General features: G+C 68.4%; 26 protein-coding genes. 10 read left to right on the forward strand and 16 right to left on the reverse strand.

What is annotated here, in order from left to right; genetic code table 11:
• Positions 1-8 precede the first annotated feature (8 nt).
• Positions 9-803 (reverse strand): SDR family NAD(P)-dependent oxidoreductase, encoded by a 795-nt coding sequence (locus AVE30378_RS24890; RefSeq protein ID WP_129244619.1) that lies wholly within the window; start codon positions 801-803, stop codon positions 9-11.
• A 110-nt stretch (positions 804-913) separates the two neighbouring features.
• Here AVE30378_RS24890 and AVE30378_RS24895 point away from each other — a divergent pair, with 110 nt between their 5' ends.
• Positions 914-1819 carry a LysR family transcriptional regulator gene (locus tag AVE30378_RS24895; RefSeq protein WP_129244621.1) on the forward strand — a complete coding sequence of 302 codons (906 nt, stop codon included), beginning with the start codon at positions 914-916 and terminating at the stop codon, positions 1817-1819.
• Between the two features lie 10 nt (positions 1820-1829).
• Here the strand turns inward: AVE30378_RS24895 and AVE30378_RS24900 are convergent, their stop codons facing one another.
• Entirely contained in the window at positions 1830-2336 is a 507-nt protein-coding gene (locus tag AVE30378_RS24900; protein ID WP_129244623.1) for a DUF6496 domain-containing protein, read from the reverse strand.
• A gap of 194 nt (positions 2337-2530) precedes the next feature.
• Between AVE30378_RS24900 and AVE30378_RS24905 the strand changes: the two genes are divergently transcribed.
• Positions 2531-2746 carry a dodecin gene (locus AVE30378_RS24905; RefSeq protein ID WP_129244625.1) on the forward strand — a complete coding sequence of 72 codons (216 nt, stop codon included), beginning with the start codon at positions 2531-2533 and terminating at the stop codon, positions 2744-2746.
• 915 nt (positions 2747-3661) lie between these two features.
• Here AVE30378_RS24905 and AVE30378_RS24910 read toward each other — a convergent pair.
• Positions 3662-4216 carry an NADPH-dependent FMN reductase gene (locus AVE30378_RS24910; RefSeq protein WP_129244627.1) on the reverse strand — a complete coding sequence of 185 codons (555 nt, stop codon included), beginning with the start codon at positions 4214-4216 and terminating at the stop codon, positions 3662-3664.
• A 300-nt stretch (positions 4217-4516) separates the two neighbouring features.
• On the opposite strand from AVE30378_RS24910, the gene AVE30378_RS24915 reads away from it, so the two are divergent.
• Entirely contained in the window at positions 4517-5056 is a 540-nt protein-coding gene (locus tag AVE30378_RS24915; protein WP_129244629.1) for an antibiotic biosynthesis monooxygenase, read from the forward strand.
• A gap of 30 nt (positions 5057-5086) precedes the next feature.
• Here the strand turns inward: AVE30378_RS24915 and AVE30378_RS24920 are convergent, their stop codons facing one another.
• Genes AVE30378_RS24920 through AVE30378_RS24945 form a run of 6 tightly spaced genes read right to left on the reverse strand, consistent with a single transcriptional unit; the run spans position 5087 to position 10039 of the window.
• Positions 5087-5785, reverse strand: a complete 699-nt coding sequence (locus AVE30378_RS24920) for a GntR family transcriptional regulator (protein WP_129244631.1) — start codon at positions 5783-5785, stop codon at positions 5087-5089.
• Between the two features lie 21 nt (positions 5786-5806).
• Positions 5807-7195 carry an AtzE family amidohydrolase gene (locus AVE30378_RS24925; protein WP_129244633.1) on the reverse strand — a complete coding sequence of 463 codons (1389 nt, stop codon included), beginning with the start codon at positions 7193-7195 and terminating at the stop codon, positions 5807-5809.
• The gene (locus tag AVE30378_RS24930; protein ID WP_129244635.1) at positions 7192-7374 is read right to left on the reverse strand and encodes a DUF4089 domain-containing protein; all 183 of its coding nucleotides are present in this window, start codon (positions 7372-7374) and stop codon (positions 7192-7194) included. The genes AVE30378_RS24925 and AVE30378_RS24930 overlap by 4 nt, the downstream gene beginning before the upstream one ends.
• A 25-nt stretch (positions 7375-7399) precedes the next feature.
• The gene (locus AVE30378_RS24935; protein ID WP_129244637.1) at positions 7400-8221 is read right to left on the reverse strand and encodes an ABC transporter ATP-binding protein; all 822 of its coding nucleotides are present in this window, start codon (positions 8219-8221) and stop codon (positions 7400-7402) included.
• Positions 8222-9028: an ABC transporter permease gene (locus AVE30378_RS24940; RefSeq protein ID WP_129244639.1), complete on the reverse strand. Its 807-nt coding sequence runs from the start codon at positions 9026-9028 to the stop codon at positions 8222-8224.
• A gap of 3 nt (positions 9029-9031) precedes the next feature.
• Positions 9032-10039 (reverse strand): ABC transporter substrate-binding protein, encoded by a 1008-nt coding sequence (locus tag AVE30378_RS24945; protein ID WP_129244641.1) that lies wholly within the window; start codon positions 10037-10039, stop codon positions 9032-9034.
• Between the two features lie 432 nt (positions 10040-10471).
• Between AVE30378_RS24945 and AVE30378_RS24950 the strand changes: the two genes are divergently transcribed.
• The 5 genes from AVE30378_RS24950 (at position 10472) to AVE30378_RS24970 (ending at position 16476) form a co-directional block, all read left to right on the forward strand.
• Positions 10472-11770, forward strand: a complete 1299-nt coding sequence (locus tag AVE30378_RS24950) for an imelysin family protein (protein ID WP_129244643.1) — start codon at positions 10472-10474, stop codon at positions 11768-11770.
• The gene (locus AVE30378_RS24955) at positions 11767-13284 is read left to right on the forward strand and encodes a di-heme oxidoreductase family protein (protein WP_129244645.1); all 1518 of its coding nucleotides are present in this window, start codon (positions 11767-11769) and stop codon (positions 13282-13284) included. The genes AVE30378_RS24950 and AVE30378_RS24955 overlap by 4 nt, the downstream gene beginning before the upstream one ends.
• The gene (locus AVE30378_RS24960) at positions 13284-14372 is read left to right on the forward strand and encodes an imelysin family protein (RefSeq protein WP_129244647.1); all 1089 of its coding nucleotides are present in this window, start codon (positions 13284-13286) and stop codon (positions 14370-14372) included. Before AVE30378_RS24955 ends, AVE30378_RS24960 begins: the two co-directional genes overlap by 1 nt.
• A complete protein-coding gene (locus AVE30378_RS24965) occupies positions 14362-15483 on the forward strand; it encodes a DUF1513 domain-containing protein (protein ID WP_129244649.1) in 1122 nt (373 codons plus the stop codon). The genes AVE30378_RS24960 and AVE30378_RS24965 overlap by 11 nt, the downstream gene beginning before the upstream one ends.
• A gap of 159 nt (positions 15484-15642) precedes the next feature.
• Positions 15643-16476, forward strand: a complete 834-nt coding sequence (locus tag AVE30378_RS24970; protein WP_129244651.1) for a mechanosensitive ion channel family protein — start codon at positions 15643-15645, stop codon at positions 16474-16476.
• A 125-nt stretch (positions 16477-16601) separates the two neighbouring features.
• On the opposite strand, the gene AVE30378_RS24975 is transcribed toward AVE30378_RS24970, so the two are convergent.
• Complete coding sequence (locus AVE30378_RS24975) at positions 16602-17363, reverse strand: IclR family transcriptional regulator (RefSeq protein WP_043547310.1); 762 nt, start codon at positions 17361-17363, stop codon at positions 16602-16604.
• 160 nt (positions 17364-17523) lie between these two features.
• Here AVE30378_RS24975 and AVE30378_RS24980 point away from each other — a divergent pair, with 160 nt between their 5' ends.
• The gene (locus AVE30378_RS24980; protein ID WP_129244652.1) at positions 17524-18513 is read left to right on the forward strand and encodes a Bug family tripartite tricarboxylate transporter substrate binding protein; all 990 of its coding nucleotides are present in this window, start codon (positions 17524-17526) and stop codon (positions 18511-18513) included.
• A gap of 619 nt (positions 18514-19132) precedes the next feature.
• On the opposite strand, the gene AVE30378_RS24985 is transcribed toward AVE30378_RS24980, so the two are convergent.
• A complete protein-coding gene (locus AVE30378_RS24985; protein ID WP_129244654.1) occupies positions 19133-19900 on the reverse strand; it encodes an RNA methyltransferase in 768 nt (255 codons plus the stop codon).
• A 131-nt stretch (positions 19901-20031) separates the two neighbouring features.
• Here AVE30378_RS24985 and AVE30378_RS24990 point away from each other — a divergent pair, with 131 nt between their 5' ends.
• A complete protein-coding gene (locus tag AVE30378_RS24990) occupies positions 20032-20817 on the forward strand; it encodes an inositol monophosphatase family protein (RefSeq protein WP_129244656.1) in 786 nt (261 codons plus the stop codon).
• Between the two features lie 74 nt (positions 20818-20891).
• On the opposite strand, the gene AVE30378_RS24995 is transcribed toward AVE30378_RS24990, so the two are convergent.
• The 5 genes from AVE30378_RS24995 to AVE30378_RS25015 all read right to left on the reverse strand — a co-directional run.
• Positions 20892-21890: an FAD:protein FMN transferase gene (locus AVE30378_RS24995; RefSeq protein ID WP_129244658.1), complete on the reverse strand. Its 999-nt coding sequence runs from the start codon at positions 21888-21890 to the stop codon at positions 20892-20894.
• A 43-nt stretch (positions 21891-21933) separates the two neighbouring features.
• Positions 21934-22434, reverse strand: coding sequence for a nitrous oxide reductase accessory protein NosL (locus AVE30378_RS25000; RefSeq protein ID WP_129244660.1), 501 nt, complete (start codon positions 22432-22434; stop codon positions 21934-21936).
• On the reverse strand, positions 22431-23261 hold the full coding sequence (locus AVE30378_RS25005) for an ABC transporter permease (RefSeq protein WP_129244662.1): 831 nt from the start codon (positions 23259-23261) through the stop codon (positions 22431-22433). The genes AVE30378_RS25000 and AVE30378_RS25005 overlap by 4 nt, the downstream gene beginning before the upstream one ends.
• The gene (locus AVE30378_RS25010; RefSeq protein ID WP_129244664.1) at positions 23258-24157 is read right to left on the reverse strand and encodes an ABC transporter ATP-binding protein; all 900 of its coding nucleotides are present in this window, start codon (positions 24155-24157) and stop codon (positions 23258-23260) included. Before AVE30378_RS25010 ends, AVE30378_RS25005 begins: the two co-directional genes overlap by 4 nt.
• Positions 24154-25393 (reverse strand): nitrous oxide reductase family maturation protein NosD (locus AVE30378_RS25015; RefSeq protein WP_341868044.1); only part of this gene is annotated, 1240 nt, incomplete at its 5' end. The genes AVE30378_RS25010 and AVE30378_RS25015, both read right to left, overlap by 4 nt.

The following is a 25393-nucleotide window of genomic DNA, read 5'->3' on the forward strand; positions in this document are numbered from 1 at the left end:
GATAGGGATCAGATAATGGAGCGGACGACGCCGCCGTCCACGCGCAGCGCGGCGCCGTTGGTGGCGGAGGCCTGGGTGGAACTGGCGTAGACGACCATGTTGGCCACTTCCTCGACGGTGGCCAGGCGGCGCAGCAGCGACGTGGGGCGGTGCTGGGCGATGAAGTCGCGTTCCATGTCGTCTTGCGAGACGCCTTGCTCCTTGGCCATTTGGGCGAAGAACTCCGAGACGCCCTCCGAGCGCGTGGGGCCGGGCAGCACGGCGTTGACCGTGACGCCGGTGCCGGCGGTCAGTTCGGCCAGCCCGCGCGACACGCCCAGGAGCGCCGTCTTGCTGACGCCGTAATGGATCATTTCGGCGGGGATCTGCACCGCCGATTCGCTGGAGATGAATACGATGCGGCCCCAGCCGGCGGCCAGCATGCGGGGCAGGTAATAGCGCGACAGGCGCACGCCACTCATGAGGTTCACGTCCAGCATGTATTGCCAGTCGTCGTCGGTGATTTCGGTGAAGGACTTGGGCGCGAAGTAGCCGGCGTTGTTGATCAGGATGTCCACGTCGGGATGCGCGGCCGAGATCGAGGCCGCGCCGTCGGCCGTGGCCAGGTCGGCCTGGACGGTGCCGAGCTGGGCCGAGGGCAGTTGCCGGGCAATGGTGTCGGCGGCCTGCGCGAGCTTGCCGGCGTTGCGGCCATGCAGCACGACCTGCGCGCCGGCCTGGGCCAGGCCGAAGGCGATCGCCAGCCCGATGCCGCCGGAGGATCCAGTGACCAGGGCTTTCTTGCCGTTGAGTTCGATGTTCATGCGGTGACTCCTTGTGTGTCGGGGATGAGGCATGATTACCCAGTCCGCGGCAATGAAAAACCGGCTAGCATCGCAGTCAGTTTCAATCATTCGTTGAAAATGAGAGCGGCATGGTGCGGTTCGAGGACCTCAAGATCTTTCTGGCCGCGGCGGACCAGGGCAGTTTCTCGGCCGCCGCGCGCGAACTGGACCTGACCCCGGCGGCGGCCAGCGCCGCGCTCAAGCGGCTGGAGCTGGCCCTGGACGCGCGCCTGTTCGTGCGGTCGACGCGCAGCCTGAGGCTGACGGGCGACGGCGAGCGCTACCTCGAATACGCCCGTTCCGCCATTTCGACGCTGGAGGCCGGCAAGAACGCCGTGGCGCGCAGCAAGACCGAGATCTCCGGCACCTTGTCCGTGTCGATTCCGTCCGACCTGGGCCGCCACGTGCTGCTGCCCTGGCTCGACGAATTCCAGGGCGAGCATCCCCGCGTCAGCTTCCAGGTGCGCATCAGCGACCGCCTGGCCGACCTGTACCGCCAGCCGGTGGACCTGGCGGTGCGCTACGGCACGCCGACAGACTCCGGACTGGTGGCGCTGCCGCTGGCCGAGCGCAACCGCCGCGTGGTCTGCGCCTCGCCCGCCTATTTTGCGCGCCACGGTATGCCGCAGGCGCCCGCCGACCTGCGCCGCCACAACTGCCTGTCCTTCGTGCTGGGCGAAACGCTGCACGACCGCTGGACGTTCCAGCGCAGCGACGGTTCCACGCTGACGGTGCCGGTCAAGGGCGACCGCGTGGGGGACGACGGCGAACTGGTGCGCCGCTGGGCGCTGGCCGGCCATGGCGTGGCCTACAAGTCGCGCTACGACGTCTTGTCCGACCTGCGCGCGGGGCGGCTCGTCGAGGCCTTGGGCGACTACGCCAGCGAGCCGTCGCCGCTGTACCTGCTATGCGTGCATCGTATGCTGCTGTCGCCGGCGGTCAGGCGCCTGCGCGAGTTCCTCCAGGAACGCTTCAGGCAGTTCGAGGCGGGCTAGGGGCGCGGGCTCAGTGCGCGTGGCTGGCCCGCTGATTGGCCGCGCGCGTGCGGGCCGCTTTCTTGGCGGCCGCCGATCGTCCGGCCGCGCCCTTGGTGGCGGCGGCCTTCTTGGCCGCGGCCGAACGGGCCGCCGCCGTGCGCTTGGAGGCGGATGCGCTGGCCTGCCGGGACAGCGCCGAACGCGACGCGGGCTTCGTGCTTTCCCGCTTCAGCGCGGTGGTGGTGGACCGGGCGCGCGTGGCGGACTTGGCGTGTCCGTCGCCGGCCGCGTGGCTGTCCTGCGCGGCCTTGCGCTTGGTGGCGGCGCTGGCCTTCTTGGGGGCGGGCAGCTTGACGCCGGCGCGGCGGGCCTTGGACAGGCCGATCGCGATGGCCTGCTTGGTGGACCGCACGCCATGCTTGCCTTCGCGCACGTGTTCGATTTCCTCTCGCACGAATTCTCCGGCCTGCGTGGATGCGGACTTTCCTTGACGTTTGTCGCGCGCCGCTCGTTCCAGGGTTTTTCGTTCAGGCATGACGGTACCTCCTTGCTTGCGTTGCGGAAGCCGATTCCGCCTGCGCGCCGAGTCCGGCGCGACGACGGAACTCGTAACACCACTCTAGCGCCGTGAGCGTATGCTGTGTGTTCGAATGGATTGCCGGTCGTAAGCGCCGGAACATCGCCGCCTGGCCGACGATTCACGACTCACCCCCTTCGCGGAGACGAGCTATGTCGAATCATGTCTACAAGCAAATCGAATTGGTGGGCTCATCCACCAAGTCCACCGATGACGCCATCTCGCAGGCCATCGAGCGCGCGTCCGAAACCCTGCGCAATCTGGATTGGTTCGAAGTCACCGAGGTGCGCGGCCACATCAAGGACGGCAAGGTGGCGCATTGGCAGGTCGGCTTGAAGATCGGCATGCGCCTGGAGGGGAACAGTTAAGTTTCCATCCGCTGCTCCTTTCTTGAGCACGGCTTCCAAGTGATTGTCGGATAAGGGCTTTTTCAGCTTGTTATCGGACTGTTCATAGGCTTGTCCACATTCGATGGGGACAAGCGGGGTCCGGTCGCGGCGCGCGCGCCGCGGCCCCGCGCGCATCCGGGCGAACGCGCGGCGTTGCGCGTTTCTTGCCCGGCGCTTTCAAGTCCTTGGTCCATAAGGGCTTTTGGGGAGTACCCGCATACTGTCCTCAGGCTTATCCACATTTCCCGGGGACAACCGCGAGGCCGCGCCATGGTGTTTGGGCCTTTCTTGACCACCCCTTGCAGGCCCTTGATATGCAAGGGGAATCCCGACCTGCCCTCATACTGTCCTCATGCTTTTCCACAGAACGCGGGGACAAATCCACATCGTCGCCGGGCGCGCGGCCAGTCCGGGGCCGCGGCCCGGATTTCAGTGGATAAGTGCGCCGGAAATCATCCAAAAGCAGGATTGCGCATTTTTTGACCGCGCCTTGCAAGTGCTTGGCGGAACAGGGGATTTTGGTTCTGCCCCAAGGCTGTCCTCAACCTTCTCCACAGTTGGCGGGGATAAGTGGAAGGGCCCCCACGCCGCACTCGCTTCGCTCGCTTGCTGCCCCCCGAGGGGGCTGGCCCGCCTTGGGGCGGCCCGGCGGCGGGCCGGCCATTCTTGCGGAGGCCATTCAACAGGCGATTCGTTGTGAGGCTCCACGCTGTGCGGGGACATGGGTGACAGGTGTGCGGAGACATGGGTGACACTCCGCGCTGTCTTGAGGTTCACGCCGCCGGCGATGAACCAAAAAAAGCCCCCCGACGTATCGGGGGGCGTGATCGCCTGGAGGTAGGGCAGGCGATCCCTGCCGGCCGGAGCGCAGCCCCTGGCCGGCAGCGGCGGCGATCAGGCGTTGAACTTCTTGATCCAATCCACGTAGCGGTCGATCCAGCCTTGCAGGAACTTGCGCGTGCCTTCGTTGGTGATGTTGTACTGGTCGTCGATGAGGCCTTCCGTGTATTGCAGGAAGACTTCCGGCGTGGTCAGCGCGTTGGCGCCTTCGGCGGCCAGGATGTTGCGCAGGTGCTGCTGCATCAAGGCGGTGCCGGCGGCGCTGGGCGAGGTGCCGACGATGCCGACGGCCTTGCCCGTCCACGAGTTCTGGCCCCACGGGCGCGAGCCCCAGTCGATGGCGTTCTTGATGGCGGCGGGCACCGAGCGGTTGTGCTCGGGCGAGACGAACAGGATGCCCTGCGCGTCCGCGATCTGCTGCTTGAGCTTGGCGGCGGGAGCGGGCAGGTTGTTTTCATTGTCCTGGTTGTACAGCGGCACGTCGCCCAGGCTGACATAGTCGAACTTGAAGTCCGCGGGCACCAGTTTTTCCAGTGCGCGGGCCAGTCGCAGATTGAACGAGGCGGCGCGCAGGCTTCCGACGAAAACAGCGATCTTGTAGGTGCTCATGGGGCGCATGCTCCAAGCGGTGGAAGGGAACGCCCAGTGTAGACCTGTCCGCACTCGGGCTCAATGCGGATCGCGCATATGGTTATTCAGCAAGATGACGCGCCGATGTCCGCGGCGACTGCGCCGTTCGCACCGCCGTGGTGCCCGCCGCGGACGCCTTCACCACGATGGGGTGCGGCGCGGTGCGCGGCGGCCGGCGCGATGGCCGCAGCCCCCGGGGAACTCGCCGCCGCGGGGCTGGCACGCCGCTTGCTTGCAGACACCGCATAACACGCTGCACGCTGCCCCAGGAGTTCCGCCATGTCCAGTTCCGCCGTTCCCGCCCCTGTCACCATGCTGGTCACCCGGCACATTGCGCCCGAGCGCTACAGCGACTTCCTGTCCTGGATGCGCCAGGGAGAGATCCTGGCGGCCGGCTTTCCGGGGTTCCTCGGGTCGGGCGTGCTGCAGCCGCCGGAGGGCGGGGACCAGTACCAGATCGTGCTGCGCTTCGCCGACGAGGCCAGCCTGAACCGTTGGGAGAACTCGCTGCCGCGCCGCATGTGGCTGGAGCGCGGCACGGCGCTGGTGCGCGCCAGCCACGCCCGCCGCGCCAGCGGCACGGACGGCTGGTTCGCGCCCAGGCTCAGCGCGCCGCCCCGCTGGAAGCAGGCGGTCAGCATCTGGCTGGCCTATTTCCCGGTGCTGCTCGCGTTTTCCGTATTCGCGAGCGACCACTTGAACGTCCTGCCCGTCTTCTGGCGCGTCCTGGTCACCAGCGTGGCCCTGACGCCCGTCATGGTGTTCGTCTGCATACCGCTTGTGTCGCGGATGCTGCAACGCTGGCTGCGCGCCGGCTGACGGCCTGCCGGCGGCCGCCAGGAGCCGCGATCACGCGGCCCTTGCCTGGCGCGTGGAATACAAGCGGTGCAGCGTGATCTTGCGCACGGCGGCCTGGCTGTCCAGGATATGCGCGCGCAGCAGGTCCACGGCGCGCTCGGCGTCGCCGTCCAGCACCGCGCCGAGGATCGCGCCGTGTTCCTCGTAGGTCTTGCCGATGCGGTCGGGCTGCGTGAAATCCAGCCGCCGCACGATGCGGATGCGTTCCGTGGCGGCGCGATGCACGCGCGATATTTCGGGGTTGCCCGCCGCGGCGACCAGATCGATGTGGAAACGCTCGTCCAGGTCGGCCAGCCATTCGCAATCGGTGGAACGCCCGTGCGCGTCCACCAGCCAGAGGTCCGCCAGCGCCCGCAGCGGGCCGGCGTCTTTGCCGGGGGCGCAGATCGTCTGCACCGCGGCCGCTTCCAGCACGCTGCGCAACTCGTAGAAATGGTCCAGCGTATTGAAGTCCAGCGGCTTGACCAGCCAGCCGTTGCGCTGCCGCACTTCCAGGTAGCCTTCCCGTTCCAGGCGGAAGAGCGCCTCGCGCACCGGCGTGCGGCTGACCTGCAGCCGGTCGGCGACCTCGGTCTCGGTGAAGCGGTCGCCCGGCGCCAGGCGGAATTCCAGGATGTCCCGTTTCAGCGTGCCGTATACGGTGTCGGCGAGCGTGCGGGGGATGTCGATCGCGGCGAAGGCGGTTTCCATGTGGTGTCTCGGCGTTGCGGTTCAAAGTGGGAGGGTTCGCGCCACGCCCGCCTGTTCCAGGGCCAGGGCGGCGCGCAGGCAGTCGGCCTCGCGCCAGGGCGCGCCGATCAGTTGCACGCCCAGCGGCAGGTGGCCGTCCTGCCCGGTCCCCGGCCACATCGGCGCGGTGCAGACAGGCAGGCCGATGCAGGAAACCGGCTGTGTCAGGATCCCCATGCTTGCGCGCGCCGGCATCCGCTTGCCGGCAAGCTCCAGCCAGTCCGCGCCGATGGGCGTGGCCGGAACCGGCGTGGCAGGCGCGATCAGCACGTCGTAGTCCTCGAACAGCGCCAGCGCTTCGCGGTAGACGCGGTGGCGGATGCGCTGCGCGTGCTGCGTCCAGGCCGCCGGCACCAGGCTGCCCGCGACCAGCCGGTCGCGCGAAAGGGGTTCGTAGTAGTCGTAATGCGTGACGAGCCTGCGGCGGTGCAGCGCGCCGCCTTCCGCCGCGGTGATGACGAAGGCGGCGGCGCGAGCCTGGGCGGCGCCCCGCAGCTCGACGCTGGCGACGGCGCCCAGCGCGCTCGCGGCGATCTCGACGGCGCGGCGGGCTTGCGGTCCGGCCCATTCCGAAAAGTAGCCGCCCAGCACGGCCACGCGCAGGCGGCGCGGGCCTTCGTCCAGCGCGGGCAGGACGGGCTCGGCGGCGCGCTGGGCGCAGGCGACGTCGTCCGGGTCCGGGCCCTGCAGCGCGTCGTAGGCCGCGGCGAGGTCGGCGGCGCTGGCCGCGAACGGCCCCAGGTGGTCCAGGCTGCCGACGAAGGGGAAGGAGCCGGCGCGCGACAGCCGGCCGTAGGTGGGCTTCAGGCCGAACACCCCGCACAGCGAGGCGGGCACGCGGATGGATCCATTGGTGTCCGAGCCCAGCGCCAGCGGCACCAGGCCGCCCGCGACGGCGGCGGCGCTGCCGCCCGAGGATCCGCCCGCGATGCGCGAAGGGTCGTGGGGGTTGCGGCAGGCGCCGTAATGGGAATTCTCGGTGGTGAAACCGTAGGCGTGCTCGTCCATGTTCAAGGCCCCGACCAGCACCGCGCCGGCTTCGCGCATGCGCTCGACCAGCCTGGCGTCGCGTCGCGCCGGGGGATTGGAGGCATTGACTTTCCCGCCCGCCAGCGTCACTTCGTCGGCGATATCGAACAGGTTCTTCACGGCGTAGGGGACGCCCGCCAGCGGCGGCAGCGGTTCGCCGCGGGCGCGGCGCGCGTCGATGGCCGCCGCTTCCTGCCGCGCGCGGCCCTCGGTGATGGCGGTGAAGCAGTTGTAGCGCGCATCGCGCTCGCGCACGCGGGACAGGGCGGCTTCCAGCACCGCCAGGGCGCTGCGCCGCCCGCTGCGGACCAGATGGGCGATGTCTTGCGCGGGTCCGTTCACGGGCGGAACACCGAGGCGGATTCCAGGTCCGCGGACAGGGGTTCGTCCACGAAGCTCGCGGCGATTTCGTGGATGCGCGAGAACTGCTGCACGATGTCGGCCGTGGCGGGCTCGCGCAAGGCATAGCCCGCAAGCGCCAGCGCGCTGCGCACGTATTGGTCGATGGTTTCCTGGGTCATGGCGGTTCTCCGGTGGCCGGACGGATTACTTGCGCACTTCGCGCTGGAAGATTTCCAGGCTCAGCTTCTTCATCTGGACGAAGCTGGGCTCGGACAGCGTTTCCACGGTGCGCGGGCGGGCGTCCCGGTAGTCCAGGATCTCCGCCACCCGGGTGGGGCGCTTGGTCAGCAGCAGGACCTGGTCGGCCAGGTACACGGCTTCCTCCAGGTCGTGCGACACCAGCAGCATGGTGGTGCCCGTCCGCATGAAGACTTCCTGCAGCTTTTCGCGGATGAACAACGTCATCTCGAAGTCCAGCGCGGAAAAGGGCTCGTCCAGGAACAGCACCTCGGGTCCCGGCGCCAGCGCGCGCATGATGGACGCGGTCTGCTGCTGTCCGCCGGACAGCTCGTAGGGGTAGCGTTTCAGGTCGAACTTGACGTCGAACGAGGCCACCAGCTCTTCCACGCGGGCATCCACGTCGGCTTTGCTTCGGCCTTCCAGGCGCAGGGGATAGGCGATGTTGTCGATGGTGCGCAGCCACGGGAACATGGCCTCGCGGTAGTTCTGGAAGACATAGCCGATCTTCGTCTGCGCGAGCGATTTGCCGTCGAACAGGATTTCTCCCGAATCCACCGGTATCAGGCCCGCGATCATGTTGATCAGCGTGGATTTGCCGCAGCCGTTGGGCCCGAAGACGGACACGATCTTGCCCTTGGGGATGTCCAGGTCGAAGTCTTCGTACAGCGGCCAGCCGGCGAAATACTTGGTCAGCCCGCGGATGGTGATGTGCGTGCCCAGCGGACCTGGCGCGAACGGCGCGCCGGGCGGGGCGGGGGCGATGATGGGATTGATGACGGTGGACATTTACCGGCCGCTCCAATGGACGACGCGCTTTTCCAGCACGAGAAAAAGGATGTTCAGCACGTAGCCGAGCGCGCCGGCCGCCAGGATCGCGGCGTACATGTCGCGCACGTTCAGCACCTGCTGCGCGTTGATGATGCGGTTGCCCAGCCCGCTGTCGGACCCGATGAACATTTCCGCCACGATCACGATGACCAGCGCCATCGAGACGCCGCTGCGCAGGCCCACGAAGGTGGGCTGGAGGCTTTCCCAGATCAGCACGTCCTTGAAGATCCGCCAGCGCGATGCGCCCATCACGCGCGCCGCCATGACGCGCTGCTTGCGCGCGTTGATCACGCCGTAGGCGCTGTTGAACAGGATCACCAGCACCGCCGCGAAGGCGGCGATGGCGATTTTGTTCATGTCGGTCACGCCGAAAATCATCAGGAACAGCGGGATCAGCGCCGATGACGGCGTGGAGCGGAAGAAGTCCACCAGGAACTCGACGCTGCGGTAGGCCTTTTCGCTGCTGCCCAGCAGCACGCCCAGCGGCACGCCGATCCCGCCCGCGATCAGGAAGGCCTGCAGGGTGCGGTTCAGGGACGACAGGAAGTCGCCCAGCAGCGGGCCGCCGGCCATGCCCTTGGCCAGCGCCGCGATGGCGGCCGCGGGAGTGGGCAGGAGGACGGGGCTGACCAGGTGCAGGCGCACCACCAGGTCCCAAATCGCGAACAGAACCAGCGGGCCGATCAGCGGCAGCAGGCGCGCGGCGTCGAACCGGCGCGCCGGCCGTTTCGTCCCGGGGGCGGCGGTGATTGCGGTGGCGCCCATGGCTCAGCCCTTGTAAAGCATGGAGGAGACGTCGACCTTCTGCGCGAAGACGCCCTTGTCGGCGAAGAGGTCGAAGAACTTCTGGAAGTACTGGATGTCGCCAGGGGTGAATTCGTTGTAGAGCGTGTAGGCCGCGAGCGGCACTTCCTGCGTCATCGGGCCTTCGATCGCGGTATAGCCCTTCATGAAGGGGCGCGCCTCTTCGGGCTTGCTGCGGATCAGTTCGATGCCGCGGGCATAGGCGGCGATGAACCGCTTGCTTTCCTCGGGATGCTTCTTCAGGAACGCGGTGGTCAGCGACGCCGATCCGCCGAACCACGGCGCCATCGGGTCGCCCAGCACGTATTTGGCGATGACGCCCGCCTCCAGCACGCGGGTGGTGCCGTTTAGCCGGCCGACGGTGCCGGTGGGCTCCAGCGTGTAGCAGGCGTCCAACTGGCCGGCGGCAACCGCGGCGACGTGCTGGCTGATCGCCAGTTCGACCACGGTTGCCCCGGTTGCGCCGGCGCGCTCCAGCACTGCTTTGGCCAGCGTGGCATTCTGGATGCCGGGTCCAGATCCGACCTTTTTCCCCTTGAGGTCTGCTATGGATTCGATGGGACTGTCTTTCGCGACGATGAACTCGTCCAGCACGTTCCTGGCGTTGCTGGGGTTGGACGCGAAAATCTTGAACAGGCCGGGCGAGGCGATCTCGCCGATGGCCAGGTTGGCCGAGCCGGTGCCGTTGGCGCTGCCGTCGGCGCGGCCGGCGAGCATGGCTTCCATGACCTGCTGCGCGCCCGCGAACTTCAGCGGCTCGACGTTCAGCCCGGCTTCCTTGAAATAGCCTTTTTCCAGGGCCGCGTAGAAGGGCAGGCCCGCCGCGACCGGCCAGAAGCCGATGCGGATGACCGGGCCCGATTGCGCTTGCGCGAGCGCCGGCGCGGCCAGCGTCGCGGCCCCCAGCGCGGCCCCTTGGATCAGCCGGCGGCGGGTGGCGTTGAAGGCATAGGGCGCGTTGCGGTTGAGCATGTGGGACTCCTGGTCTGCGGGAATGGGGCTTGTGGACAAGCTTGCATACCACCCATCAAGCAATACCCGTGCCAACACGCTTGCCGACGGCGTTGGCGCCGGCAGGCGGACGCGCGGGCCTTGGCATGGTGCCGCCCATGGGCCAGATTGGTGCACGGCGCACCATGGAAGGGGACGCAACCCTGCGCGTCCGGCCGGCCGCCATGGCATGCCGCTGCCGGGCCGCCGGCCCGCGGTTTCGCCGGGCGCGAAGACGCCCGGAGGGGCGCACGGCCCCTGGGCCGAGGGGGGCGGAGGCGTTCAAAAAAACGTCAGGTATCTGAATTCCTCCTGAATTTCAAACGAAAATTGTTTACACTCGCATCCACAAAATTCAAGTCGGAACGGACCGCCGCGGGGGCGGGCCCCGTTCCAAGTTACGGGAGAAAGTCGATGCGCAAGTTGCTATTGGGAGCGGTGTTGGCCGCCGCGGTGTTCGGAGGCACGGCCCAGGCCGCCGTCGAACCCAAGGCCGTGGTCGCCACGTATTCGGACCTGGCGCTGGCTGGCTACGAAGATTCGCTGACTTCCGCCAAGGCGCTGCGCGACGCCATCGACGCGCTGATCGCCAAGCCCAGCGCCGATACGCTGAAGGCCGCGCGCGAAGCCTGGCTGGCCGCCCGCGTGCCGTACCAGCAGACCGAGGCCTACCGCTTCGGCAACCCCATCGTCGACGACTGGGAAGGCCGCGTGAACGCCTGGCCGCTGGACGAGGGCCTGATCGACTACGTGGACGCTTCCTACGGCACCGAGAACGACGAGAACGCCTATTACGCGGTCAACGTCATCGCCAATTCCAAGATTTCGGTGGGCGGCAAGACGGTCGACGTCAGCAAGATCACGCCCGAGCTGCTGTCCGAGGTGCTGCATGAGGCCGACGGCAACGAAGCCAACGTGGCCACCGGCTACCACGCCATCGAGTTCCTGCTGTGGGGCCAGGACCTGAACGGCACCGGCGCGGCGCCGGCCGACCGCAAGGGCACTCCGCAAGAGCGCCACTCGGGCAACCGTCCGCACACGGATTTCGATCCCAAGCAGTGCACCGGCGGCCACTGCGAGCGCCGCATCGAATTCCTGAAGGCCGTGACCGACCTGCTGGTGACCGACCTGGAAGAAATGGTCGGCAACTGGAAGAAGGACGGCGCCGCGCGCAAGGCCGTCGAGGAAGATCCCAAGGCGGGCCTGATCGCCATGCTGACGGGCCTGGGCAGCCTGTCCTACGGGGAGCTGGCCGGCGAACGCATGAAGCTGGGCCTGATGCTGCACGACCCCGAGGAAGAGCACGACTGCTTCTCGGACAACACGCACAACTCGCACTACTACGACCAGATCGGCATCCGCAACGTCTACCTGGGTTCCTATACCCGCGTCGACGGCAAGAAGGTGTCGGGCGCCAGCCTGTCCGAATTGGTCAAGGCCAAGGACGCCAAGCTCGACGCCGAAGTGCGCGCCAAGCTGGACGCCACGGTGGCCGCCATGCAGGCCATGAAGACGCGCGCTGAAACGGTGGAAACCTATGACCAGATGATCGCGGACGGTAACAAGGAAGGCAACGCCGTGGTGCAGGCCGCCATCGACCGCCTGGTCGACCAGACGCGCAGCCTCGAGCGCGTGATCGCGCTGCTGGATCTGGGCAAGGTCGCCATCGAAGGTTCCGACAGCCTGGATAAACCCGACGCCGTATTCAAGTGAAATTCGCATTAGCCGCCGTACTGGCGGCGTCGGCGCATGCCGTCGCCGCCGCAGCACCCGCCGCGCCCGCCGGGCGCGACGATCTGACGCCCGAAGACCAGAAACGCGTGACCGCCATCACCGCGCCCGCGCGGGATTTCTCGAAGGCGGAAACCTTCGAGACCATGCAGGCCGGGGCGGCCACCACCAACAAGCTCATCAACGCCGACATCTTTTCCCAGCCCTCGGCCAACATGAGCTTCGAGGGGCGCCAGGAATTCCAGGTCGGCAACGGCCTGTTCCGCAAGGACTGGGTGTCGGCGCCGGCGTCCACGCAGGCTTCCGACGGGCTGGGGCCGCTGTTCAACGCGCGGTCCTGCCAGGCCTGTCATACCAAGGACGGACGCGGCACCGTGCCCGGGTTCGATCCGCTGGAACGCACGGATGCCGTGGCGCTGCTGCTGCGCCTGGCCGTGCCGCAGGGGCCGGACCGCGGCCATCCCAGGCTTGCCGCCGGCGAGATCGCGTCCCTGCCCGAACCGGTGTACGGCGTGCAGCTCCAGAACTTCGCGGTGGCGGGCCTGCCCGCCGAAGGGCGCATGGAGATCGAGTACGAGCCGGTCCCGGTGGCGCTCAACGGGGGCGAGACCGCGACCCTGATGAAGCCGGCATACCGCATCGAAAACCTGGGCTACGGCCCCATGCGCGCCGACACGCAGATCTCGCCGCGGCTGGCGCCGCCCATGATCGGGCTGGGCCTGCTCGAATCCATCCACGAGGCCGACATCCTGGCCAACGTGGGCGCGGACAAGCGCGACGGCATCGTCGGCAAGGCCAACTGGGTGACCGACGTCCGCACCGGCAAGCGCGTGCTGGGCCGCTTCAATCTGAAGGCCGGGCAGCCCACGGTGGAGCAGCAGAGCGCCTCGGCCTTCTCGAACGACATGGGCCTGTCGACGCCGCTGTTTCCCAGGCATTCGGGCGACTGCACGGCCGCGCAGCCGCAGTGCCTGGACATGCCGCATGGCGCGCAGCCGCGCTTCGGCGCGGAAGAGGTGCCGGGCAAGTTGATGGACTTCGTCACCATCTATTCCACCAATCTTGCCGTGCCGCAGCGCCGCGACGCCGACGACGCGCGCGTGCTGGCGGGCAAGAAGCTGTTCTACGAAGCCAATTGCGTCGCCTGCCACGTGCCCAAGTACGTGACGAGCCGCAACGCCAAGCAGCCCGAGCACCGCTTCCAGTTGATCTGGCCCTACACCGACATGCTGGTGCACGACATGGGTGACGACCTGGCGGACGGCGTGTCCGACGGCGAGGCCAATGGCCGCGAATGGCGCACGCCGCCGCTGTGGGGCATCGGCCTGACCAAGACCGTGAATCCCAACGCCACCTGGCTGCATGACGGGCGCGCCCGCAGCCTGCTGGAAGCCGTGCTGTGGCATGGCGGCGTGGCCAAGCCCGCGCGCGACCGCGTCGTGGAAATGACGCCCGAAGAGCGCGCCGATCTGATCCGTTTCCTGGAGTCGCTGTGATGGCCGGACTAGCCAAGCGTGTATTGAAGCTGGCCGCCGCGGCGGCGATGGCCGGGGCGGCGCCCTGGGCCGCGGGCGCGGGGTTGCCCGCCGACCTGGGCGAACGGCTGGCGCGTGACTACGCCCGTCCGGCCGTCGCGAAGATGGTGGATGCCGCCTCGGCGCTGGACGGCGCGCTGGGCGGCTGGTGCGCCCAGCCCGGCGCGGCCGGGGCCGCGCGCGTCGGCGAGGCGTTCGAGACGCTGGCGCTGGCCTGGTCCGGCGTCGAAATCCTGCGCTTCGGGCCGCTGGTGCAGGCCAACCGCTATGAACGCCTGGCGTTCTGGCCCGACACCCGCGGGGTGATGCCCAAGCAGGTGCAGGCGCTGATCGCCGCGCAGGACGACGCGCTGCTCAAGCCCGGGGCCCTGTCGGGCCGCAGCGTGGCGGTGCAGGGCCTGCCCGCGCTGGAATACGTGCTTTACGGCGAACCGGCGCTGCTCGAACAGGGCGGGGCGCCCGGCTTCGCCTATGCCTGCGGCTACGCGCGAGCCGTCGCCGCCAACGTCGCGGCGATCTCGCGGGACGTGGCCCAGGCCTGGAGCGCGCAGGGCGACTTCGGCCGCCAGTTCGCGCATCCGCAGGCGGACAACGACCTGTACCGCGATCCGCAGGAGGTGGCGGCCGAGGCCATGAAGGCCCTGTCGACCGGCCTGCAGTTCGCGCGGGACGTCAAGATCGTGCCGGTGCTGGGCGATACCGCCGCGGCGGCGCGTCCCAAGCGCGCGGCGTTCTGGCGCAGCAAGCTGTCCACCCGCCTGCTGGCGGCCAACGTGGACGGCCTGAAAGCCTTTTACCTGGCGGGCGCCTACCCGTTGCCGGCGGGCGATGCCTGGATGGATGCGTCCGTCCGAGGCGAATTGGCCAGCGCGGCGCAAACGCTGCGGGCGGTGCCGGTTCCGCTGGAGCCGGCGCTGGCGGAAGAGGAGGGGCGACGGCTGCTGACGCTGGCGTCGCTGACCCTCAAGAACGCCAAGGCCATCGTCGACCAGGACCTGGCGCCCGCGCTGGGCGTCATGATCGGATTCAATGCGCTCGATGGCGATTGACCGGCGCCGCTTTCTGTCGCTGGCGGCCGCGCTGGGCGTGGCCCCCGGCGCCGCCCTGGCCGCCGCGCCCGAGGACGGCGCGGCGCTGTACCTGAGCGCGCGCAAGCGCGGCGGCCGCGACGAAGCGGTGCTGCTGGACGAGGCCGGGCGCGACCGGCTGGTGGTGCCGATGCCCGCGCGCGGACACAGCTTCGCCATCGACCCCGCCGGCCAGCGCGCCGTCGTGTTCGGACGCCAGCCGGGCTTTTTCGGCCTGGCGTTCTCCCTGGACGGAAAGGGCGATCCAGAGGCGCTGCCGCTGCATGACGAACGGCACTTCTTCGGCCATGGGGCCTACGTGGACGGCGGCCGGCTGCTGGCTGCCACTGAAAACGACTTCGAGGCCGGCCGCGGCGTGCTGGGGCTGTACGACGCCTCGCCCGGCGGCGCCTACCGCCGCGTCGGCGAGTTCGACACCGGCGGCATCGGTCCGCACGAGGTCGTACTGATGCCCGACGGCAAGACCCTCTGCGTGGCCAATGGCGGCATCCTGACCCATCCCGACTACGGCAAGCTGGAACTCAACCTGGACACGATGCGGCCGTCGCTGGCCTATATCGACGCGGCCAGCGGCGAACTGCTGGAAAAAGCCGAATTCGAGCCCGCGCTGCACCGCCTGTCGATCCGCCATCTTGCGCTGGCCGCCGACGGCAGCGTCTGGTTCGGCTGCCAGTACATGGGGCCCGCGGCCGACCGTCCGGCGCTGGTGGGCCGGCACCGGCGGGGCGGCCGGCTGGAACTGTTCGAAGGGCCGGCGCAGGCGCTGCGCCAGATGCGCAACTACGTCGGCTCGGTCGCGGTGGACGCCGCCGGCGCTGTCGTCGCGACCTCCAGTCCGGTGGGCGGGCAGGTGATCTACTGGGACGCGGCCAGCGGCCGCTGCCTGGGCACGACCGAGCTGGCCGACGGCTGCGGCGTGGCTCCGGCGGCGGACCAGGGCTTTCTGCTCAGCAGCGGACTGGGCGCGATGCTGCGCGTCGACGCATCGGGCGCGGAAAAGCAACCGCTCCTGGCGCCGTCGCGCGAGCTGTCCTGGGACAACCATTTCCGCAAGGTCGCGGCCGCGGCCTGAGCGGTCTTCTTACAAACCTTGACACAACAGGGCCGCGCCGCGGCCCTGTGCGCAAGCCGCATCTGATAAAGTTTTCGGTCGCTTTTTTTTGCCCTCCCTGCCCACGGGCCGGTCCCGGGCAAGCAACATCGCGCTGGCAACATTTACGCAGGAGATTCCATGGAAGAAGCCTTGAAAGAATTTAGCGCCTGGGCTCCCAGGCTGGTGGACCTGGGCGCCAATCTGCTCGTCGCCCTGCTGATCCTCGTCATCGGCTGGTGGGTGTCGTCCCTGCTGGGGCGCTGGGTGCGCCGGGCCGCGTCGCGGTCCAGCAAGATCGATCCCACGATCGTCCCCATGTTCTACAGCACCGTCGTCTGGACGGTGCGCATCTTCACGGTGATCGCGGTGCTGGCGCGCTTCGGCGTCCAGACGGCCAGCCTGATCGCCGTGCTGGGCGCCGCCGGCCTGGCCGTGGGCCTGGCCCTGCAAGGCACCCTGCAGAACATCGCGGCCGGCATCATGCTGCTGATCCTGCGTCCCATACGCGCCGGCGAGTACGTGGCGCTGAGCTCGGGCTCGGACGGCACGGTGGAAGAGGTCGGTCTCTTCCTGACCCGCCTGGTCCAGGTGGACGGCATCCACGTCACCCTGCCCAACAGCACGGTGTGGAACGCCACCATCATCAACTACAGCCGCAACAAGACGCGCCGCCTGGATATCCCGGTGCCGGTGCGCTACGGCGACGACCTGGACGCGGTGCTGGCCAAGCTGAAGGCGCTGGTGGACGCCCGTCAGGACGCGCTGAAGACGCCCGAGCCTCAGGTAAAGGTGTTCGACTACAAGGAAAACGGCGTCATCGTGAACGTGCGCGTGTGGGCCGAGGCGAGCAAGTACTGGGACCTGCGCTGGGGTCTCTACCAGCAGATCCGCAGCGAACTCGAGGCCTCCGGCTTCCGGCCGCCGATCCCGCTGCGCGAAATCCAGAACCCGAAGACGGGGGCGGCCGCCTGAGCGCGGACTTCATCCCGGTAGGAACGGAAACGGGCGCGCGGGCGCCCGTTTTTTTTTGCGGCCGTGAACGACGGCGTTCTTTCCGGGAAACGAGGGGGCTCGCACAAGCAGGCAGGCAGTGAGCGTCAGGCCTGTACGGCCAGGCGCGCCAATTCGGCCTTGATCCAGCCGGCGATCTCGCGCTGGCGCTGGGCCGGCATGCGGTCGATGATGGCCGTGACGCTGACCGCCAGCAGCGGCGCGCCCTGCGCGTCCAGCAGCGCGCAGCCCACGCCCAGCGCGCCCCGCACCGCATGGTTGCCGACCACGGAGTAGCCGCGGGCGCGGGTATTGTCGATGAGGCGGTACATTTCCTGGGGCGTCATGCCGCCGTATTCGTCCAGCCTGCCGGAATTGCGTTCGACGATGCCGCGCGCCACGTCGTCGGGCAGTGCGGCCAGCAAGGCCATGCCGCCCGAGCCCACGCCCAGCGGCTGCCGCTTGCCCGCGTAGGTGGCCAGGATCTGCACGGGGTAGCTGCCGATCTCGCGATGCAGGCTGATCGAGTCGTCATCGTCGCGCACCACCAGGAACACCGCGTCGCCGGTGCGGTCGGCCAGGCGCCGCAGCACCGGCAGCAACTGGCGCACGCGCGGATCGCGCGAGCGCGTGTCCGGGTCCACCGCCAACTGGGCGCGGTACTTCTTGGTGCCGGCCACGGGAAGCACCAGGCCGGCGTCGAGCAGGGCGGCCAGGAGGCGATAGATGGTGGGGCGCTGGATGCCCGTCAGGCGCGCGATATCGGTCACGCTGAGGCCGTCGGGCCCCTGGTCCCGCAGGGCGGCCAGGACGGCCAGTCCGCGCCGCAATGTGCGTGGGCCTGCGGCCGCGGCGTCGCTGTCTTGCATGTAAATCTCTGAAAACTAGGGGTTATTCCGGAACGGTCAAGGGAAAACCATTGTCCGTACCGTGGACTCTACCTTGATGCGGTGCCGGTGTATAGATCAAAATGCGTCATCCAATAATTCGAATCGTCCATTTCGTGGACAGTACCTGCACGGAGACACTATGACTACAGGTCAAAAGCCTGGCCTGCGGCGTTTCGCCGCCACCCTTCTGGCTACCGCCGCAAGCGCATTCGCCATGGGCTCCGCCCATGCCGCCTACCCTGACAAGCCCGTACGCATCGTGGTCGGCTTTTCCGCCGGCGGCACCACCGACGTGATCGCCCGCATCATGGCCAAGGAACTGACCGAGAGCCTCGGCCAGTCGTTCGTGGTCGAGAACAAGCCGGGCGCCGGCAGCAACATCGCCACCGACCAGGTGAAGCGCGCCGATCCCGACGGCTACACGCTGCTGTTCGTGGCCGTGACCAGCGCCATCAACCAGACGCTGTACAAGAACGTCAATTTCGACCTGACCAAGGATTTCACGCCGGTGGCGCTGGGCGCCAAGGTGCCGAACATCCTGGTGGTGAACCCCCAGGTGCCCGTGAAGTCGGTGCAGGAATTGGTGGACTACGCGAAGAAGAACCCCGGCAAGCTGGCGTTCGCCTCGTCGGGCAGCGGCACCTCCATCCACATGGCGGGTGAACTGTTCAAGATGCAGGCCGGCATCGACGTGCTGCACGTCCCGTACAAGGGCAGCGCGCCGGCCGTGACCGACCTGATCGGCGGACAGGTGCAGTTCATGTTCGACAACATGCCTTCGTCCTGGCCGCACGTGCAATCGGGCAAGCTGCGCGCCCTGGCCGTGACGACCACCGAACGCTCCAAGAGCGCTCCGGACGTGCCCACGATGAAGGAAGCGGGCTTCGCCAACTTCGACGTGTCGTCGTGGTTCGGCCTGATCGCGCCGGCCGGCACGCCGCCCGAGATCGTGAACACGCTCAACGCGGCCATGGTCAAGGCGCTGGACAAACCGGACGTGCAACTCAGCTTCGAGAAGCTGGGCGCCGTCGGCGTGAAGACGACGCCGGCCGAATTCGGCCAGTTCATCAAGTCGGAAGTGGAAGGCTGGGCACCGGTGGTCAAGGCCTCGGGCGCCAAAGTGGACTGATCTTCGCGTCCCGGGCGGCCTGCCGCCCGGAGACCGATGCGTGGGGACGGGCTGATGCCCGTCCCTATTTTTTTGTGTCTGACACTTGTACGAGAAGCTCCTGCATAAGTGTCTCTGCACAAGTGTCTGACACCCGTACGAGACGCTCGTCCGGACTGAAATCAGTGCTCCCGGGTGTCAGACACCCCCCGTTCGGTTGAAACCGCAAGACACCATGTAAGCCTCAAAAGGCCGCCCGCGCGGCCGACGGCCCAGGGATCGAACCCGGTGTCTGACACCCGGGAACACCGGCGTCAGCTTGAACAGGCTTCTCGTACGGGTGTCAGACACCTTGCCTCAAGCGCACAAGTGTCTGACACCCGTACGAGCAGCTCGTCCAGACTGAAACCAATGCTCCCGGGTGTCAGACACCCCCGTTCGGTTGAAACCGCAAGACACCATGTAAGCCTCAAAAGGCCGCCCGCGCGGCCGCCGGCCCTGGGATCGAACCCGGTGTCTGACACCCGGGAGCACCGGAGTCAGCTTGGACAGGCTTCTCGTACGGGTGTCAGACACAGAGAAACCTACAGTCCCGCCCTCCGCGCAGCAAGCACGCGCAGCGCGCTCAGCGCCGGACCCCTCATTTTTTCTTCAGCATCGCGGTGCACACCCCGCGCATCATGTCGACCTCGTCGCGGGTCAGGGCCAGCCGCGAGAACAGGTGGCGCATGCGGGGCATGAGCTTCTTGGGGTGGGCGGGATCCAGGAACTGGACGCCGACGAGCGCTTCCTCCCAGTGCGCCAGGAAGGCCTGCACCGCCGCGCTGGAGGCCGGCTCGGCCCCGCGCGGGGACTCCTGCGCGGTCGAGGCGGGCAGGAGCGGAGCCCCTTCGGCCACCAGCAGCGCGTAGCGCAGCTCCCAGGCCGCCAATTGCAGGGCCTGGGCCACGTTCAGCGAGCTGTATTCGGGATTGGCGGGAATGTGGCAGATGCGGTGGCACAGCGCGATCTGGGCGTTGGTGAGCCCCGCGCGCTCGGTGCCCAGCACGATGGCGGCGACGCCTTCGGCGGTGTCCGCCAGGTGGCCGCGGGCCAGTTCCGCCGCCTGCCGGATGTCGCAGGGCGGGGGGCCCAGGTCGCGCACCCTGGCGGTCAGCGCGAAAGCCAGCGTCACGGGCCCCAGCGCTTCTTCGAGGGATCCATGGACCCGGGCGCCTTCCAGCACGTCCAGCGCGCCGCTGGCGAGCGCCACGGCCTCGGGCTGGCTGGTTACATCCGGAAATTTGGGCTCCACCAGCACCAGTTCGGAAAAGCCCATCGTCTTGATCGCGCGGGCGGCCGAACCCACGTTTCCGGGGTGGCTGGGGTTCACCATAATGAAGCGAACGCGTGAAAATGCTTGAGTCATTTAAAATGGCACGTTTGGCTTAGTGCCTTCCTGGTTTTTTGGGTCGATTTCCCCGGTTGGGGCAAGGGCGGCCCCGGGGCGCGGCAAGCGGCCTATCATCAAGCCAACTCATCGCATTCGTACGGAATTTTATGCACCCGATGCTCAACATCGCCATCAAGGCGGCCCGGCGTGCCGGCACCATTATCAACCGTGCCAGCATGGATTTGGAACGACTCAGCGTGGCTCGCAAGGGACCGCGGGATTATGTCACGGAAGTCGACCGTGCCGCCGAGGAGTCCATCGTCGAGACGCTGCGCGCCGCCTACCCGGACCACGCCGTCCTGGGCGAGGAATTCGGCCTGCAAGGTCCCGACCAGGCCGAATTCCAGTGGATCATCGATCCCCTGGACGGCACCACGAACTTCATCCACGGGCTGCCCAACTACGCCGTGTCCATCGCGCTGACGCAGCGCGGCCAGGTCACGCAGGCGGTCATCTACGATCCGTCGCGCAACGAACTGTTCACCGCGAGCCGCGGCAGCGGCACCTTCCTGAACGACCGCCGCGTGCGCGTGTCGGGCCGCACCCGCTACCATGACGCGCTGCTGGGCGCGCACTGGCCCAATTCCGGCGACCTGGAACAGGGTTCCGCGCGTTTTCGCCAGATGGCCGAAGGCAGCACGGGCGTGCGCCGCCTGGGCGCCACGGTGCTGGACCTGGCCTACGTGGCCTGCGGCCGCCTGGACGGCTTCTGCGGCGTGGGCCTGAAGCCCTGGGACCTGGCGGCGGGTAGCCTGATGGTGCTGGAAGCCGGCGGGCTGGTCTCCGATTTCGACGGCGAGCAGGGCTGGATGGATACCGGCAACGTGCTGGCCGCCAGCCCCAAGATCTTCACGCAGATGCTGTCCGCGCTGAATCCGCCGACGGCGGCCTGAGGCAGGGCGGTTTCACCGCAAAAAGCAGAACGCCCCCGACCGGGGGCGTTCTGCTTTTCATGCGCGGCGGACGTTCAGCCAGCCGGATCCTGCATGACCAGCCCGCCGTCGGACAGCGCGAACCAGGCGCGCAGCCCGTGTTCGCGGACGATGAGTTCGGTGGCGTCCAGCGGCATGTAGGAAAAGGCCGTGGACAACGCGTCGGCCATGGTGGCGTTGGGCGCCATGACGGACACGCTGCGGTACAGCGGCCGCGCGCGGCCCGTGTGCGGATCGAAAAGATGGGTGAACCGGCCTTCGGCGTCGATGGCCGTGCCATAGCCGCCGGAGGTGGCCAGGGCCTGGTTGCGCAGGCGCGCGGTGCCGAGCATGCGGGCGGGGTCCCGCGGGTCGGCCAGGCCGACCACCCAGTCGGCCGGCGCCGCCCGGGTGTCCATGCCTTGTATTTCGCCCATGTCCACCAAGGCCCGTTCCAGCCCGCCCAGCTTGAGCAGTTCGGTGATCCGATCCGTGATGTAGCCCTGCGCGATGCCGTTGAGCGTGATCCCCATCCCGGGCCGGCGCAAGGCGATGCGGTCGCTGTCCAGCGCCACGTCTTCGTACGAGACCCGCGCCAGCGCCTGCGCCACGGCCGGCGCGGCGGGGCCTTCACGGTCCGCGCCGGGCCGCGAGAAATGCTCCGCGTACAACTGCCACAGCGGCTGCACGGTGGGATCGAAGGCGCCGCCGGTCAGCCTGCCGTACCGCAGGCCGACGCTGAGCAGCCGCAGCAGGTCGGCGGGCGGGTTGTCCAGGAATCCCTGGCGGTTCAGGCGCGAGAGGGCGCTGTCGTCGCGGTACAGGCTGAAGATGGCTTCCAGCCGATGCAATTCCCGCAGCGACTGCGCGATCAGGCGCTGCGCCGCCTGCGGGTCCGGGTGGTACAGGCGCAATTCCGCGTCGGCGCCCAGCGCGACGCCCTGCCAGATGGTCGGCGCGATCGATGCGGCGGCGCGGCGCGCGGGGTAGGGAGCGAGCGCCAGCGCGGAAGCGGCGGCGGCGATGCCGATGAAGCGGCGGCGGGTAGGGTTCATGGCGATAGGCTTGCAAAGGTGGCGGGAGCCGCGCGGCGCCGGGCTATTGGGTGAAGACATAGGCTTCCGGCACGTCGGCGAAAGGGACGACCCGGCCGCCGTGGGCCTGGGCGAAGGACTCGGCGTCGGCGCGCCGCGAGAACGGCATGGCGTCCTCGGCGCCCATACCGCCGATGAAGCCGCCTTCGATGACGTAGAAGGCCTGGCGCGCCTCGACCCAGGCGGCCGGATCGGGCACGCCGTCCGGGCCGGCGGTGGACATGTCGTTGACGTAGATGGCGCTGATGGTCTTGGGTTCTTCGGGCAGCAGGGTGTAGGCGAAGACCTGCTTGATGGACGAGAACCAGACGGGCGCCGCGCGTCCCGTCAGAAAAAGCTGTCCCTTGGGACCGTTGTGTTCGTTCAGCGCCATGCCGCAGTAGTGGCCCACGGATTCCACGGTCACGGGCTGGGGCTGGGGGATTGCCTCGGGGGCGCCGCCGCTGCCGCAGGCGGCGGCAAGCAGCAAGGCGGCGAGGGCCGGGATGAGCCGCAGGCGTCTCATAGCTGTTTCCTCCTGAAGGCCGCCGCCGCCAGCAGGAAGGGAACGGCGATCCACAGCAGCAGCGCGGCGATCAGCGCGGCCAGCGGCAGGCTGGCCTGGTCGCTCAGGCCCGCCATGCCGGCGTACAGCGATATGTTCTCGAAGCCCGTCAGGTTCAGCAGGCGGTACACGTCCGAGGGGTTGAGCAGCAGCAGCGCGTTCAGCAGGCCGGGGCTGACGTGGCGCCCCTGGTCCGCCGCCAGGACCCCCAGCAGCGCCATGTCGTAGATCACGACGAAGAACAGCCAGACGCCCAGGGCAATGCCGGCCGCCGTGGCGCGCTCGCGCACCAGCGTGCTGATCAGATAGCCCATCGCCAGAAAGCTGGCCCCCAGCAGCACGCTGGCGCCGATCAGCAGCGCGAACGGCTGCCAGGCGCTGGCGTCCAGGCCGCCGTAGGCCCATTGCAGCGCCAGCCCGGCCGAGCCGTAGCCCGCGCCCGTGGCCAGCGCCAGGATGGCCAGGTGCCCGATGAATTTGCCCACCAGCACCTGCCAGCGCGATACCGGATAGCTGAGCAGCAGCGCCATCGTGCCGCGGTCGACCTCGCCGACCACGGCGTCATAGGCGAGCAGCATGGCGATGAGCGGGACCAGGAAGATCGACAGGCTGGACAGGCTGACCACGGTGACGGTCAGCGGTTCGGCCTTGACCGTGCCGGTCGGCGAACTGCCCAGCAGGCCCAGGGCCAGGGCCAGGGCGGCCAGCAGCAGCGCGGTCGCGAGCACCCAGCGGTTGCGCATCCCGTCGCGGATTTCCTTGCCGATGATGGTGGCTACCGCGTTCATACGTCTTCCCGTTCAAGCAGATGTGCATAGATGTCGTCCAGCCCCGGCACCTGGATGTCCAGGTCGTGGATGTCGGTCGATATGGCGCCGATGCCGCGGATCGCCGCGATCTTGTCGTGTTCCTGGCAGGCCAGTTCGTATCGGCCCGCCTCGATGCGGCGCCAGGCGCCGGGCGGCGGCGCGTCCGCGTTCGCCAGGGTCAGGCGGATGCGGATGGGCAGGCCGGTCGAGCGCCGCAGCGCCGACATGGCGCCGTCCGCGATCTTCCTGCCGGCCTTCATCACCACGATGCGGTCCGCGTGGCCGGCCAGTTCGGACAGGGCGTGCGTGCTCAGCAGGATGGTGGCCCCGGCCGCGCGCAGTTCATGGACGATGTCGTAGAACATCAGGCGCGAAGCGGGGTCCAGCCCCGTCGTGGGCTCGTCGAACAGCAGGACCCGGGGCTGGCCCAGAAGCGCCTGGGCCAGCGCCAGGCGCTGGCGCATGCCCTTGGAATAACCGCCCACGCGCCGGCGCGCCGCGCCGGAGATGCCCACTTTCTCGAGCAGGGCGGCATTGTTGGACAGGGGCTGGCGCTTGAGCCGGGCGTAGAACGCCAGCGTTTCCTCGCCGGTCATGGACGGATGCAGCGCGACCGTTTCGGGCAGGTAGCCGATCCGGTTGCGCATCCGCGCCGCGGCGGGACTGTGGGCGTTGTGCCCGAACAGCGCGACGCGGCCGCGGGTGGGGCGGATCAGGCCCAGGATGAGCTTGATCAGCGTGCTCTTGCCCGCGCCGTTGTGGCCGGCCAGCGCGACGCATTCGCCCTCGCGCAGTTGCAGGTCCAGGCCGTCGATGGCCTCTTGCGCGCCATAGTGCTTGCTGACGCCGGACAGCGTCACAAGGTCGGTGTTCATGGGGACTCCTTGGGGCGGCCGCCGGACCGTTGCGGCGGCTGCATGAGCGGGGCGCTGTCGAGGACGCCGCCGGGCAGGATGGCGGGAAACTGCGATTGCGCCCAGCGCACGATGGAGATCGCGGGACTGTTGAGCAGGATCCGCGCCGCGGGCGCGCGCCACAGCAGTTGGTCGACCACGTCGTTCGGCCGGTAGGCGGTGTCGGCGATGCCGTCGCCGTCCAGGTCGAAGGCGGTGTTGTCGCTCCAGTAGTTGCCGCGGCCGTCGACCGACCAGTCCAGCGTGCGGGTGCCGACGTACTTCACTTGGTTGCGGTTGTTGATGAAGGCGTTGCCAGAGATCTGGTTGCCTTCCGACCCGGCGGTGAAATGCACGCCGATATCGCAGTTGGAGAACTGGTTGTCCTGGAAGACGTTCCGGTTGGCGTTGTAGATGAACACGCATTTCGCGGCGCGGTCCACCGAGTTGTCCGTGATGCGGGAATGGTTGGCGTAGTTCAGCATCAGGCCTTGCTCGCGGCTGTCGAGCGCCACGTTGCCGCGGACCACCAGCCGGTGCGAATACATGATCGCGTAGGCCACGTCGGTGTGCGTCGAGACGTTGCCGCTGATCTCGCTGTCGTTGGTGTACATGTAGTGCACGGCGTAGCGCAGGTCGTGGAAGCGGTTGCCGCTGAACGTATTGCGCTTGCTGGTGTTGACGAAGATGCCGTCGCGGCCGGCCGAGATGTCGTTGTCGAGCACCCGCGTGCCCGGGGTATTCCACAGCGTGACGCCGTTGCCCCGTTCCGCCACCCTGAGTTCCTTGTTGCCCACGATGCGGTTGCCGCGCACCGTGGCGTCCTCGGGCCCCCAGACGTGGACGCCCACGAGGTTGTCCAGGATGTCGTTGTCTTCCACCCGCGCGCGATGCGCCGTGCGGTCCAGGAAGATGCCCGCGTCCATCTCGGACAGGCTCAGGCCGGAGCGGGTGACTGTCAGGTTGCGCAGCGACACGTCCGCCGCCTTGACCCAGAGCGTGCGCCCCTGGCGCGTGCCGGCGATGACGGCGGAGCGGTCTTCCGGGCCTTCCAGGGTCAGCGGCTTGTCGATGACGATGCCGCCGGCGTAGCTGCCCGGGGCCAGCCTGAGGACGTCCCCGTCCTGCGCGGCCGCGATGGCCTGCGCGAGGTCGGCGCCGGGAGCGACCGCGTGGACGGCCGCCGCCGCGGCGCCGGACAGCGCCAGGGCGAGGGCC

The organism is Achromobacter veterisilvae (assembly GCF_900496975.1).
Classification (GTDB): Bacteria; Pseudomonadota; Gammaproteobacteria; order Burkholderiales; family Burkholderiaceae_B; genus Achromobacter; species Achromobacter veterisilvae.

Excerpts from the sequence above, each read along its gene's own strand:
- AVE30378_RS24890 (WP_129244619.1), bottom strand. The coding sequence starts at position 803 with ATGAACATCGAACTCAACGGCAAGAAAGCCCTGGTCACTGGATCCTCC.
- AVE30378_RS24895 (WP_129244621.1), top strand. The coding sequence starts at position 914 with ATGGTGCGGTTCGAGGACCTCAAGATCTTTCTGGCCGCGGCGGACCAG.
- AVE30378_RS24900 (WP_129244623.1), bottom strand. The coding sequence starts at position 2,336 with ATGCCTGAACGAAAAACCCTGGAACGAGCGGCGCGCGACAAACGTCAA.
- AVE30378_RS24905 (WP_129244625.1), top strand. The coding sequence starts at position 2,531 with ATGTCGAATCATGTCTACAAGCAAATCGAATTGGTGGGCTCATCCACC.
- AVE30378_RS24910 (WP_129244627.1), bottom strand. The coding sequence starts at position 4,216 with ATGAGCACCTACAAGATCGCTGTTTTCGTCGGAAGCCTGCGCGCCGCC.
- AVE30378_RS24915 (WP_129244629.1), top strand. The coding sequence starts at position 4,517 with ATGTCCAGTTCCGCCGTTCCCGCCCCTGTCACCATGCTGGTCACCCGG.
- AVE30378_RS24920 (WP_129244631.1), bottom strand. The coding sequence starts at position 5,785 with ATGGAAACCGCCTTCGCCGCGATCGACATCCCCCGCACGCTCGCCGAC.
- AVE30378_RS24930 (WP_129244635.1), bottom strand. The coding sequence starts at position 7,374 with ATGACCCAGGAAACCATCGACCAATACGTGCGCAGCGCGCTGGCGCTT.
- AVE30378_RS24935 (WP_129244637.1), bottom strand. The coding sequence starts at position 8,221 with ATGTCCACCGTCATCAATCCCATCATCGCCCCCGCCCCGCCCGGCGCG.
- AVE30378_RS24940 (WP_129244639.1), bottom strand. The coding sequence starts at position 9,028 with ATGGGCGCCACCGCAATCACCGCCGCCCCCGGGACGAAACGGCCGGCG.
- AVE30378_RS24945 (WP_129244641.1), bottom strand. The coding sequence starts at position 10,039 with ATGCTCAACCGCAACGCGCCCTATGCCTTCAACGCCACCCGCCGCCGG.
- AVE30378_RS24950 (WP_129244643.1), top strand. The coding sequence starts at position 10,472 with ATGCGCAAGTTGCTATTGGGAGCGGTGTTGGCCGCCGCGGTGTTCGGA.
- AVE30378_RS24960 (WP_129244647.1), top strand. The coding sequence starts at position 13,284 with ATGGCCGGACTAGCCAAGCGTGTATTGAAGCTGGCCGCCGCGGCGGCG.
- AVE30378_RS24965 (WP_129244649.1), top strand. The coding sequence starts at position 14,362 with ATGGCGATTGACCGGCGCCGCTTTCTGTCGCTGGCGGCCGCGCTGGGC.
- AVE30378_RS24970 (WP_129244651.1), top strand. The coding sequence starts at position 15,643 with ATGGAAGAAGCCTTGAAAGAATTTAGCGCCTGGGCTCCCAGGCTGGTG.
- AVE30378_RS24975 (WP_043547310.1), bottom strand. The coding sequence starts at position 17,363 with ATGCAAGACAGCGACGCCGCGGCCGCAGGCCCACGCACATTGCGGCGC.
- AVE30378_RS24980 (WP_129244652.1), top strand. The coding sequence starts at position 17,524 with ATGACTACAGGTCAAAAGCCTGGCCTGCGGCGTTTCGCCGCCACCCTT.
- AVE30378_RS24985 (WP_129244654.1), bottom strand. The coding sequence starts at position 19,900 with ATGACTCAAGCATTTTCACGCGTTCGCTTCATTATGGTGAACCCCAGC.
- AVE30378_RS24990 (WP_129244656.1), top strand. The coding sequence starts at position 20,032 with ATGCACCCGATGCTCAACATCGCCATCAAGGCGGCCCGGCGTGCCGGC.
- AVE30378_RS24995 (WP_129244658.1), bottom strand. The coding sequence starts at position 21,890 with ATGAACCCTACCCGCCGCCGCTTCATCGGCATCGCCGCCGCCGCTTCC.
- AVE30378_RS25000 (WP_129244660.1), bottom strand. The coding sequence starts at position 22,434 with ATGAGACGCCTGCGGCTCATCCCGGCCCTCGCCGCCTTGCTGCTTGCC.
- AVE30378_RS25005 (WP_129244662.1), bottom strand. The coding sequence starts at position 23,261 with ATGAACGCGGTAGCCACCATCATCGGCAAGGAAATCCGCGACGGGATG.
- AVE30378_RS25010 (WP_129244664.1), bottom strand. The coding sequence starts at position 24,157 with ATGAACACCGACCTTGTGACGCTGTCCGGCGTCAGCAAGCACTATGGC.